Source organism: Streptomyces sp. NPDC047982 (genome assembly GCF_043204165.1).
In the GTDB taxonomy this organism is placed as follows: Bacteria; Actinomycetota; Actinomycetes; order Streptomycetales; family Streptomycetaceae; genus Streptomyces.
The window spans coordinates 1-12,920 of the sequence record NZ_JBIDBS010000036.1 but is presented as its reverse complement, the minus strand read 5'-3'; the positions used below and the strand labels follow the sequence as shown (position 1 = coordinate 12,920).

At 72.4% G+C, this 12,920-nt stretch carries 1 protein-coding gene; it reads left to right on the top strand.

The window, feature by feature from the left end:
* Window positions 1-53: 53 nt before the first annotated feature.
* Window positions 54-12,920: amino acid adenylation domain-containing protein (locus ACGF2V_RS29770; protein WP_362710735.1), on the top strand; the 12,867-nt coding region annotated here is incomplete at its 3' end.

The window sequence follows — 12,920 nt, the reverse complement described above, 5'->3', positions numbered from 1 at the left end:
CCGGGATTCCGAACGACATTCGTTGATGCTTGATGTGAGTGAGGGAGCTTTCCATGGACGCCGCGTCGTCGCGTGAGGGCCGCATCGATTCGCTGCCGGAGCACGTGCGGGAGAAGCTGCGGCAGCGGCTCGCGGGACGCGCCGGCTCCGCCCGCCGCACGGGCATCGAACCCGTCGACCGTTCGCAGGACCGCCCGCTGCCGCTGTCCTTCGCGCAGCAACGGCTCTGGTTCCAGGGGGAGTACGAGCCCGACTCCACCGAGAACCACTCCGGCCTCGGCCTGCGACTGACCGGCCCCCTCGACACCGCCGCACTGCGCACTGCCCTTGACTCCCTGGTCACCCGGCACGAGACGCTGCGGACGGTGTTCGCGGCGCAGGACGGCGTCGCCCGGCAGGTCGTCCTTCCCGCCGCGCAAGCCGCCCCCCGCATACCGTTGCGCCACGTCGACCTGACCGCCGACGCCGCGCCGGCCGACGGCTTCGCGACCGCGGACGCCGGTGCGCTCGGCGTCGAGTCCGCCGACGTCGCGACCCTCGGAGCGGAGGCCGTCTGCGACCGGCTGTTCACCGCCGCCATGGACGAGCCCTACGACCTGCGTACCGGCCCCCTGCTGCGGGTCCTGCTGGTCCGCACGGGCACCGACGAGCACCGGCTGCTCCTGGCGATGCACCACATCGTCACCGACGGCGCCTCCATGGAGATCGTCGTCCGCGAACTGCGCGTCTGCTACGCGGCAGCCCTCCGCGGCGAGTCCGCCGCGCTGCCGCCCCTCCCGGTCCAGTACGCCGACTACGCCGCCTGGCAGCGCGCCCGCCACGACGACAAGTCCTTCGACCGGCACCTCGGGTACTGGCGCGACCGCCTCGGCGGTCTCGAACCGCTCGCGCTGCCCACCGACCGCCCCCGCCCGGCCGTCCGCCGAGGCGTCGGCGCCGTCCACACCTTCACGCTGCCCGCCGATGTCGCCGCCGCCCTCCACGACCTCTCCCGCACCCGCTCCACCAGCCTCTTCGTCACGCTCACCGGACTCGTGCAGCTGCTGCTCGCCCGGTACAGCGGACAGGACGACATCGCGGTCGGCACGGCCGTCCCGGGGCGCGAACGCGCCGAAGTGGAGAACCTCGTCGGTTTCTTCATCAACATTCTCGTGCTGCGCTCCGAAATCGACCCGAACGCCTCCTTCGCCACCTACCTCGACGGCGTCCGGGAAACCGTCCTGGAGGCGTTCGACCACCAGGACGTCCCCTTCGAACGGCTCGTGGAAGTCCTCGCACCGGAGCGCGACACCTCCCGCACCCCGCTCATCCAGTCCATGGTCGTCCTCCAGAACACCCCGGCGGAGTCCATGGAATTCGAAGGTCTCCGCGTCACCCGCAAAAGCCTGGCCCGCAGTCAGGCCCCGTACGACATCAGCTGGGAATTCGAGGAGTTCGAGGACACCGGCGCGTCCGAGGAGGGCCGGACTGGACGTCCCGGCCTGCACTGCGCCGTCGAATACGACGCCGACCTCTTCGAACCGGCCACCGTCGAACGCCTCGGCCGCCACTTCGTCGCCCTCGTCCGCGCCGTCGCCGCCGCACCCGACGCCCCCCTCGCCGCCCACGACCTCCTCGACGCGGACGAACGCGCCGCCGTCACCGCCCTCGGCACCGGCGAAACCCGCCCCGAGGCCGCCCACGGCGTCATCCCCGCCCAGTTCGCCGCCCAGGCCGCACGGACCCCCGACGCGCCCGCCCTCACCAGCGGCGGTCGTACGCTCACCTACCGCGAACTCGACGAGCGAGCCAACCGGCTGGCCCACCACCTGATCGCCACCGGGGTACGCCCCGAGGAGCCTGTCGCCGTCTGCCTCACACGCCGCGCCGACCTCGTCGTCGCCGCCCTCGCCGTCCTCAAGGCGGGCGGCGCCTACCTGCCCGTCGACCCGGCCCTGCCCGTCGGCCGCGTCTCCTGGATGCTCGGCGAGAGCCGCGTCCGCACCGCCGTCACCGAGCAGTCCCTCACCGGCCTCCTCGCCGACGCGGCCACCGCCGCGGACCGCGCCGTGATCACGGTCGTCGTCGACCAGCCGGACACGACCGACCGCGTCGCGGCCCTCCTCGCCACGGCCCCCGAAGCCGTCGCCGCGCTGCGCCCCGACAACGTCGCGTACGTCATCTACACCTCCGGCTCCACCGGCCGCCCCAAGGGCGTCCAGGGCCTGCACGCCGGACTCCTCAGCCGCTGGGCCTGGTTCGCCGAGACCCACCCCCGATGGCGGGCCTCCGTCGTCTGCGCCAAGAGCTCCATCGGCTTCCTCGACAGCGCCACCGAGATCCTCGGCACCCTGCTCCACGGCGGCCACGTCGTCCTCGCCACCGACGAACAGGCCAAGGACCCCCTCGCCCTCGCCGCCCTCGTCGCCGAGCACGCCGTCGAACGACTCACCCTCGTCCCCAGCCTGCTCTCCGTCCTCCTCGACGAGGCCGACCCGGCCGCCCTCGCCTCCTGCCGCTGCTGGATCAGCAGCGGCGAGCCCCTCAGTCGCGCCCTCGTCGCCCGCTTCGCCGAACGGCTGCCGCACGCCACCCTGCTCAACCTGTACGGCTCCTCCGAGATCAGCGCCGACAGCGTCGCCGCGACCGTCGCCGCCGAAGGCTCCACCGACCCGTCGGGCGTCCGCATCGGCGCCCCGCTGTGGAACAACGGCGCCCACGTCCTCGACGAGCGGCTGCGCCCCGTCCCGCAGGGCGTCGCGGGCGAGCTGTACATCTCCGGCGTCGGCCTCGCCCGCGGCTACGACGGCCGCCCCGCCCTCACCGCCGAACGCTTCGTCGCCGACCCGTCCGGCGACGGCGGACGCCTCTTCCGCACCGGCGACCTCGCGCGCTGGACCGCCGACGGCACCCTCGAACACCTCGGCCGCGCCGATGACCAGGTGAAGGTCCGCGGCTTTCGCATCGAACCCGGCGAGATCACCGCCGCCCTGCGCAGCCACCCCGACGTCGCCGACGCCGCCGTCGTCGTGCGTGACGACCACCACGGCGTGGGGCGCCTCGCCGGCTACCTCGTCCCCGGACCCGGCCGACCCGCCCCCGACCCCGCCGCCCTGCGCGACCTCGTCCGCCGCAGCCTGCCCGACTACATGGTCCCGTCCGCCTTCGTCACCCTCGAAGCGCTGCCCATGACCTCCAGCGGAAAGCTCGACCGCCGCGCCCTGCCCACCCCGCGATGGGCCGAGACCACCGAGTACGTCGCCCCGCGCACCGCCGCGGAGGAGACCCTCGCCGCCCTGTGGAGCGAGGTCCTCGGCGTCGAACGCGTCGGCGCCGACGACGACTTCTTCGCCCTGGGCGGCCACTCCCTGCTCGCCACCCGCGTCGTCAGCCGCGTCCGCGAACGCCTCGGCGTCCCCCTCGCCGTACGCGACCTGTTCGACACCCCGCGCCTCGCCGACCTCGCCGCCACCGTCGAAGCCGCCGCGAGCACGGCCGAATCCGACGACGCCGCCCCGGCCCGCCCCGAGCCGCGCATCGTCCCCGTCCCCAGGACCGGCCCGCTGCCGCTCTCGTACGCGCAGGAACGCCTGTGGTTCCTGGAGGACTTCGCCCCCGGCTCCGTCGAGTACAACGTCACCGGCACCCTCCGCCTCACCGGCGACCTCGACCAGGCCGCCCTGCGCACCGCCGTGGACGGCCTCGTCGCCCGCCACGAATCGCTGCGCACCACCTTCGGATCGGTCCACGGACGCGGCGTCCAGCACATCCATGCCGCCGCCGACACCGTCGTCCCCCTGCGCACCGTGCGTGTCGACACCCGCCAGGAACTCGACGCCGTGCTCGCCGCCGAGGCCGCCACCGCGTTCGACCTCCGGACCGGCCCGCTGCTGCGCGTGCTGCTGGCCCGTCTCTCCGAGCGGGAACACGTCCTCGTCCTCTCGATGCACCACATCGTCACCGACGGCTGGTCCATGGGCGTCATCACGCGCGAACTCAGCGCCCTCTACACCGCCGCAGTACACGGAACCCGCCCCGGGCTTCCCGAACTCCCCGTCCAGTACCCCGACTTCGCCGTCCATCAGCGCGAGCATCTGGCCGACGACGCCTTGGACGACCAGCTGCGGCACTGGCGCGAGCGGCTCGACGGCCTGGAGCCCCTGGAGCTGCCCACCGACCGGCCCCGCCCCGCCGTGCGCACCTCCGCCGGCACCCTGCACACGTTCGACGTCCCCGCCGACCTCGCCGCCCGGATCGCCCGCGTCGGCCAGGAGCACGGCGCGAGCCTGTTCATGACCCTCACCGCCGTGACACAGCTGCTGCTCGCCCGCCACAGCGGCCAGACGGACATCGCCCTCGGCACCGGCGTCTTTGGCCGTCAGTCGCCCCAGGTCGAAGACCTCGTCGGCTTCTTCGTCAACACCCTCGTCCTGCGCAACCGCATCGACGAGAGCGAGACCTTCGCCCAACTCCTCGACCGCACCCGCGACGTGGTCCTGGACGCCTTCGCGCACCAGGACGTGCCGTTCAGCCGACTCATCGAGGAACTGGCCCCCGAGCGCGACACCTCCCGCACTCCGCTCGTCCAGGCCATGATCGTCCTGCAGAACACACCGCGCGCCTCCTTCGACCTTCCCGGCCTGCACGCCGAGGCCGTCGAATCGGTGCGCAACTCCGCGCAGTTCGACCTCACCTTCTCCTTCGCCGAGCAGGACGGCCGCCTGCTCGCCGGCGCCGAGTACAGCACCGACCTGTTCGACGCCGCCACGGTGGAGCGCCTCTGCCGCCAGTGGCTCGACCTGGCCCGCCTCGTCTGCGGCGCCCCGGACCGCACCCTGGCGACCGCGAACCACCTCGCCGACGACGAACTGCGCCGCATCGCCGACGTCTGGGGCGTGTCGACCGTCGGCGCCGGAACGACCCCGCTCACGCTCCCCGAGCTGCTCACCGCCCGCGCCGCCGAGGCGCCGGGCGCCGTCGCCGTCGAGCACGCAGACACCACCCTCACCTACGCCGAACTGGACGCCGCCTCCGCCCGGGTCGCGACGCTGCTGACCGCACGCGGCGTACGCGCCGAGGCACGCGTCGCCGTGGCCGTGCCCCGCTCCGCCGACTGGCTCGTCAGCCTGCTCGGCGTCATGCGCGCGGGCGGCGTGTACGTACCCGTGGACCTTTCGTGGCCCGCACAGCGCCTGGAGTTCGTCCTCCAGGACTGCGACGCCCGCCTGGTGCTGTGCGCCGAAAATGCCTCGACCGAAGCGGACGCCGTGGTCGGCGAGGACGGGCGGACGGTCCAGGACGTCCTGCGGCAGTGCGGCGCGCCGGTCGTCCATCTGGACGAGGCGACCGCGCGGAGGGCGGCGCAGCCGGGCCGGGAAGTCGTCGAAGACGGTCGCCGCGACGAGGACGGTGATGACGCGGGCGCCGACGACCTGCGGGTCTGCGTCGACGCGGCGGCCTACATGATCTACACCTCGGGCTCCACGGGCCGCCCCAAGGGCGTCGTGGTCACCCACCGAGGCATCGCCGGCTTCGCCGCCGCCGTGGTGGACCGGCTGCGGGTCGGGCGCGACGCACGGGTGGTCCAGCTTGCGTCCGCGGGCTTCGACGCCTCCGTCATGGAAGTCCTCATGGCCCTCGGGGGCGGCGGCGCCCTGGTCGTCCCGGACGTCCCGGGCCCCGTCGTGGGCGACGCGCTGTACGAGGTCTTCCGCGACCGGCGCATCAGCCACACCCTGATCCCGCCGACCGTCCTCGGCACCATGCCCGCCGGTGATCTCCCGGACCTGAGGGTCGTGGCCACCGGCGGCGAGGCGTGCGGCCAGGACCTGGTCGCCCGCTGGGCCCCCGGCCGGATCATGGTGAACGCGTACGGTCCGACCGAGGTGACCATCGCCGCCTCGATGAGCGATGCCCTCACGCCGGGCGCGGGCGCCCCGCCGATCGGCGAACCCGTCGCCGACGCACACGTCGCCGTCCTCGACCCATGGCTCCGCCCCGTGGGAGTGGGCGTCGCCGGTGAACTGTACGTGTCCGGCCCGGGCCTCGCCCGCTGCTACCACGGCCGGGCCGGTCTGACCGCCGAGCGCTTCGTCGCCGACCCGTCCGGGACCGGTGGCCGGCTCTACCGCACCGGTGACGTGGTCCGCTGGCGGGCCGACGGACAGCTGGAGTACGTGGGCCGTGCCGACGACCAGGTCAAACTGCGCGGCCTGCGCATCGAGCTGGGCGAGATCGAAGCCGCCGTCGCCCGCCACCCGGAGGTCGGCCAGGCGGCCGTCATGGTCCGCGAGGACCGTCCGGGGACCCAGCGGATCGTGGCGTACGTGACCACGGCACCGCGCGCCGCCCAGCAGACACTGACCACCGGCACCGGTACCGGCACCCCGAGCGCGGAAGACGTGCCCGCCGACGCGCATGCCGACCTGGCCGCCGACCGGAGTACGGAACCGGTGAGCGTGGAGGCGCTGCGCGCATACGCCGCCGCCGAACTCCCCGCGTACATGGTTCCGTCCGTGTTCGTCCTGCTGGACTCCCTCCCGGTGAACTCCAGCGGCAAGGTCGACCGCCGCGCCCTGCCCGCACCGGCGGCCGAGAGCGACGGCGGGCACATCGCCCCGCGCACCGACACCGAGCGCGTGCTGTGCGCGATCTGGGCCGAGGTGCTCCGGGCCGAGCGGGTCGGCGTGGAGGACAACTTCTTCGCCCTCGGCGGCGACTCCATCCTCAGCATCCAGGTCGTCACCCGCGCCCGTCGGGCCGGACTCGACCTGAGCTCCCGCGACATCTTCGCCCGCCAGACCGTCGCCGCCCTCGCCACCGTCGCGGGCACGCCCCAAGCGGGCGGCGACGACAGCGGGACCGCCGAACAGGGCCCCGTCTCCGGCGAGGTCGGCACCACCCCGGTACGCGAGTGGTTCTTCGAGACCCACACCGTCGCCCCCGGCCACTTCAACATGGCCATGGACCTCGAAATCCCCGCCGCGACGGACCGAGCGACACTCCGCGAGGCCGTGCGGGCCGTGCTGTCCCAGCACGACGCGTTGCGTTCGACGTTCACCCGGCCGACCGATGGCTCCTCGCGCTGGACCGGCACGATCACGCAGACCGCCGACGCGGACCTGTACGTCACCGAGCACGACCTGACCGCCGAGCCCGACCAGGACATCGCATGGTCCCGCCTGGTCGCCGAGGCCCAGTCGAGCCTGGATCTGGAGCGCGGTCCCCTGGTCCGCTTCCTCGTGGGCCGACGCGGGGCGGAGCGGCACACACGGCTCCTCGTCGTGGCCCACCACCTGGTGGTGGACGGCGTGACCTGGCGCATCCTCCTCGACGACCTGCGCTCGGCGTACCAACAGGCCGCCGGGGGCCGCACCCCGGACCTGGGCCCGAAGACCACCTCGGTGCGCCAGTGGGCCGACACCCTCGCCGCACACACCCGCGACGGAGGCTTCGACGACCAGCGCCCCTACTGGACCTCCGTCCTCGACGGCACGGACCCCGAACTGCCGCGCGACTTCCCCCCGGCGACCGGCGACGCGCGCGACGCACGCGCCGCCGTCGAGAACACGGTCGGCTCGCTCCGCGCGGTGTCGGGCTCGCTGTCGGTGGAGGAGACGGAGGCGTTGGTGCAGCGGGTGCCGGCGGTGTATCGGACGCAGGCGAATGACGTGTTGTTGACGGCGTTGGCGCGGGTTCTGCGGGGGTGGACGGGTCGTGACCGGGTTCCGGTGTCGTTGGAGGGGCATGGTCGTGAGGAGTTGTTCGCGGGTGTGGACCTGACGCGGACGGTGGGGTGGTTCACGTCGGTGTATCCGGTGGCCCTGGGGTTGTCGGGCGACGACGTGGACGGTCTCGACGCGTGGGGTCGTGATCTGAAGTCGGTGAAGGAGCAGTTGCGTGCTGTTCCGGACCGGGGTGTCGGCTACGGGGCGCTGCGCCACCTCGGCGGTGGCCTGGAGGGCCGGGCCCTGGACGACCCGCAGATCACCTTCAACTACCTCGGCCGCCTGGACATGGCGAACACCGACGGCGCCGCCGAGACGGGGAAGGCCGGCTGGTACCGCTCCGCCGCCCTCAACCCCGGCGGCGAGCACAGCCCCGACGAGCGCCGCACCAGCCTGATCGACGTCACCGCCGGTCTGGCCGACGGCCGACTGGTCTTCTCCTGGGCCTATTCGGCCGATGTGCATCGTGAGGAGACGGTTCGGGGACTGGCACAGGCGTTCGCTGCGGAATTGGTGGCGTGCGTGGCGCATTGCGAGGGCGACGGCGCGGGTGGGCGCACTCCGTCGGACTTTCCGTTGGCGAGGCTGAGCCAGGCGGAGGTGGATCGTGTCGTCGGCGACGGTCGTGGGGCGGAGGACATCTACCCGCTGACGCCGTTGCAGGCGGGGATGCTGTTCCACGCGTTGGCGGAGCCCGACTCGTCGGCGTATCTGGAGCAGTTCGTGTTCCGGGTCGACGGTGTCACGGACGTCGAGAAGTTCGCACGGTCGTGGCAGACGGTCGCGGAACGTTCGGACGCGCTGCGGGTGTCGCTGGTGTGGGAGGGCCTGTCGGAACCGGTGCAGGTCGTCCGGCGCGACGTGACGGTTCCGGTCTCCCTCCTCGACTGGACGGATGCCGACGACGCCGGGCAGGAGGCCCGGCTGCGCGAGTTCCTGGACACCGACCGGGCCCGGGGGATCGACCTCGCTGCCGGGCCCTTGATGCGGGTGGCGTTGGCACGGGTGCCGGATGACGCGGTGCGCGTCGTGTGGACGTTCCATCACGTGCTCCTGGACGGGTGGAGCACGGCGGCGTTGGTCCCGGACGTGCTGGCCGCCTATGCGGACCCGGCCGGCGCCGCGGCGAGGGTGTCGCGGGGCTCGTTCGGTGAGTACCTGCGCTGGCTGGCCGGTCAGGACGTGGTGGCGGGTCGGGCATTCTGGCGTGGGCGTCTGGCGGGTGTGACGGAGCCGGTGGCGCTGCCGTACGACCGTCTGCCCGGAGAGGTGGAGCGGGGCCGGTCGAGCGGTCGGGTGCCGGTGGTGCTGGATGCCGCGGTGGCGGGTGGTGTCGGTGGGTTCGCGCGGCGGCATCGTCTGACGGTGAACGCGGTGGTGCAGGGGGCGTGGGCGCTGCTGCTGTCGCAGTGCGCGGGTGTGTCCGCGTCGTCGGCCGATGTGGTGTTCGGGACGACGGTGTCGGGGCGTCCGGCGGATCTGCCGGGCGTGGAGGACATCCTCGGCCTGTTCATCAACACGGTGCCCGTGCGGGTGCGCGTGGATCCGTCGGCGTCGGTGGTGTCGTGGTTGCAGGGTGTCCAGTCGGACCTGGTGGAGTCGCGGCAGTACGAGTACGTGGCGTTGTCGGACATCGAGACCGGCCTGCCGGCGGGTGTGTCGCTGTTCGACAGCCTGGTGGTGTTCGAGAACTACCCGGTGGACGCGGCCGCCGCCGAGGGGCATGGCCTGTCGGTCAGCGGCGTCCAGGCGGTCGAGTCGACGAACTACGCGCTGACGCTGATCGCCGGGGCGGTGGGCGAGCGCCTCGACATGACCCTCGCCTACGATGCCGCACTCATCGGGACGAAGACGGCCGAGCTGATGGCGGAGCGGCTGGCGCACGTCGTCACGACGCTGCTGGAGAACGCCGGGACCGACCTCGGCCGCCTGGAACTGCTCACCTCCCAGGAGCGCACCGAGATCCTCGACCGGTGGTCCGACGGCGGTGGCCCGGCCCCCGTCGGTGCCTCGGTCGTGGCCGCCTTCGCGGATCGGGTGGCTTCGGGACCGGGTGCGGTGGCGGTGCGGTGCGGTGATGTCGCGCTGACGTATGCGGAGCTGGACAGGGCGTCGGATCGGCTGGCCGGTGCGCTGGTCGAGCGGGGTCTGGTCGCCGAGGCGCGGATCGGTCTGCTGTTGGAGCGGTCGGTGGACGTGGTGGTGGCGATGCTGGCCGCGCTGAAGGCCGGCGGTGTGTACGTACCGCTGCACGCCTCGTACCCGGAGGACCGGCTCCGTCAGGTGCTCGCCCGGTCCGGCAGCTGTGTGGTGGTGACGGATCGGGACGTTGCCGAGGTCGGCGGTGTGCCTGCGGTTCCCGTGGGTGCGGCGCCCGTTGGTTCGGTCGTGGTACCGGCGCGGGTCTCGTCGCAGTCTCTGGCGTACGTGATGTTCACTTCGGGGTCGACAGGTGTACCGAAGGGCGTGGCGGTCACCCATGGCGACATCGTGGCGCTGACGGCGGACAGCCGTTTCGATTCGGGTGCGCATGGGACGGTGCTGTTCCATTCGCCGCATTCCTTCGACGCGGCGACGTACGAGGTGTGGGTGCCGTTGCTGAACGGCGGCACGGTCGTGGTGGCCGAGGCGGAACTGAGCGCGCCGGCCGTCCGGGACGCCGTGGCGTCGGGCGTGACCGGGCTGTGGGTGACCGCGGCTCTGTTCGGCGTGCTCGTGGAGGAGGACCCTGCGTGCTTCGCGGGTCTTCGGGAGCTCTGGACAGGCGGCGACGCGGTTCCCGCTGCGGCTGCCCAGAGCCTGCTGGAATCCTGCCCCGAGCTGGTGCTCGTCAACGGCTACGGTCCGACGGAGTCCACGACCTTCGCGGTGTCCGGCCCCCTGGCACTGGCGGACGTGTCCGGTGGTTCGGTGCCGTTGGGCCGAGCCATGAACAACACCCGGGCCTACGTGCTCGATGCGTCCCTGCGGCCGGTCGGTGTCGGCATCGCCGGTGAGCTGTATCTCGGTGGTGCCGGTCTTGCCCGGGGCTATGACGGGCGTACGGATCTGACGTCGGAGCGGTTCGTCGCGGATCCGTTCGGTGACGGCGGTCGGCTGTATCGCACGGGGGACGTGGTGCGCTGGCGCGAGGACGGCCGCCTCGACTTCCTCGGCCGTGGCGACGGTCAGGTCAAGATCCGTGGTTTCCGGATCGAGGTCGCCGAGATCGAAACCGTACTCGCGCGTCATTCTTCCGTGGGTGTGGTGTCGGTCCAGGTCCGGGAGGACCGACCCGGCGCGAAGCGCCTGGTGGCCTACCTCGTCCCGGCTGTCGGGGGACACGTGGACATCGTGGCGGTGCGCGAGCACGCCGCGTCCGTTCTGCCGGAGTACATGGTGCCGTCCGCTTTCGTCGTTCTGGACGAGTTGCCGCTGACGGTCAACGGCAAGGTGGACCGGAAGGCCCTGCCCGCGCCCGCGTACGAAACGGCGCAGGAGCATGTCGCGCCGCGCACCGATGCCGAGCGCGCTCTGGCCGCCCTTTGGGCGGATGTCCTCGGGGTCGAAAAGGTCGGCGTCCACGACGACTTCTTCGCGCTGGGCGGCGACTCCATCTCCAGCCTGAAGGTCGTCTCCCGGCTTCGGGGCGTCCTGGGCACGGCCCTGTCCCCGCGCGCACTCTTCGACCACCCCACCGTCGCGGCTCTCGCCGGCCAGATAGCCCTGGACGAGCCGGCCGACGAGGCCGGCGTGCTCCCAGCGCCGCGCACCGGCCCGCTTCCGCTGTCCTTCGCCCAGGAACGCCTCTGGTTCCTGCACGACTTCGACCGTGAGGGCGTCGAGTACAACATCACCGGCGCCCTGCGCCTGACGGGCGACCTGGACGTTGCGGCGCTGCGTGCGGCCATGGCCGGGCTCGTCGCCCGGCACGAGGCCCTGCGTACGACCTTCGACTCCGTCGACGGCCGGGGCGTACAGAGCGTCCACGCACCCGAAGACATCGACGTTCCGGTGCGGACCGTGGCGCTCAGCGCTCCGGAAGACCTGGACGCGGCGCTCGCGGCCGAGGCTGCGATACCCTTCGACCTGCGCACGGGCCCACTGGTCCGGGCACTGCTGGTCCGTCTCTCCGAGTGTGAGCACGTGCTGGTGCTCGCAATGCACCACATCGTGACCGACGGCTGGTCCATGGGTGTGATCACGCGTGAGCTGAGCGCGCTGTACGCCGCCGCAGTGCGTGGCGAGGACGCGGCTCTGCCGGAGCCGCGCATTCAGTACCCGGACTTCGCGGTCTGGCAGCGCGCGCACCTGGCTGGAGACGCGCTCGACGGTCAACTCGCCCACTGGCGGGGGAAGCTGGCCGGTCTGGAGCCGTTGGAGCTGCCGACGGACCGGCCGCGTCCGGCCGTGCGCACCTCGGCCGGCGCCCTGCACACGTTCGACGTTCCAGTGAGCCTCGTCGACCGGCTCAAGGCGGCGGGGCAGGAGCGTGGGGCGAGCCTGTTCATGGGGCTGACGGCGGTGACACAGTTGCTGCTGTCGCGTTACAGCGGTCAGCGGGACATCGCCGTCGGCACAGCCGTCTCGGGTCGCGAGCGCACGGAGTTGGAAGACCTCGTCGGGTTCTTCGTCAACACCCTCGTGCTGCGCACCCGGATAGACGATGCGCGGACCTTCGGTGAGTTCCTGGAAGACGTGCGGTCCACGGTCCTGGACGCGTTCGCGCACCAGGACGTGCCGTTCAGCCGGCTCATCGAGGAGCTGGCTCCCGAGCGCGACACCTCCCGCACCCCGCTCGTCCAGGCATTCGTGTCCCTGCAGAACACCCCGCCCGGCGAATTCCGCCTTCCTGGTCTTCAGGTGACGGAGCACGCGGTGCCCCGTGAGGCGGCTCAGTTCGAGCTGGGCATGCACTTCCAGGAGACCGACGGCGGCGGCCTCGCCGCAGTCGTCGAGTTCAGCACCGATCTGTTCGACCGGACCATGGTCGAGCGGCTGTGCCGCCACTGGCTGATGCTTGCCGAACAGCTTCTCGCGGACCCCCGGCTCAGGCTCTCGCGCGCCGGGATGCTGGAGGCGGACGAGCTGGCGCAGGCGCTGCTCGGCTGGGCGGGTCCTGGTGTGGGTGTGGGTGGTTGTTCGGTGGTGGAGTTGGTCGCGGGGCGTGTGGGGGCTGTTCCTGGGGCGGTTGCTGTGGTGTGTGGTGGGGAGTCGTTGACGTATGAGGTGTTG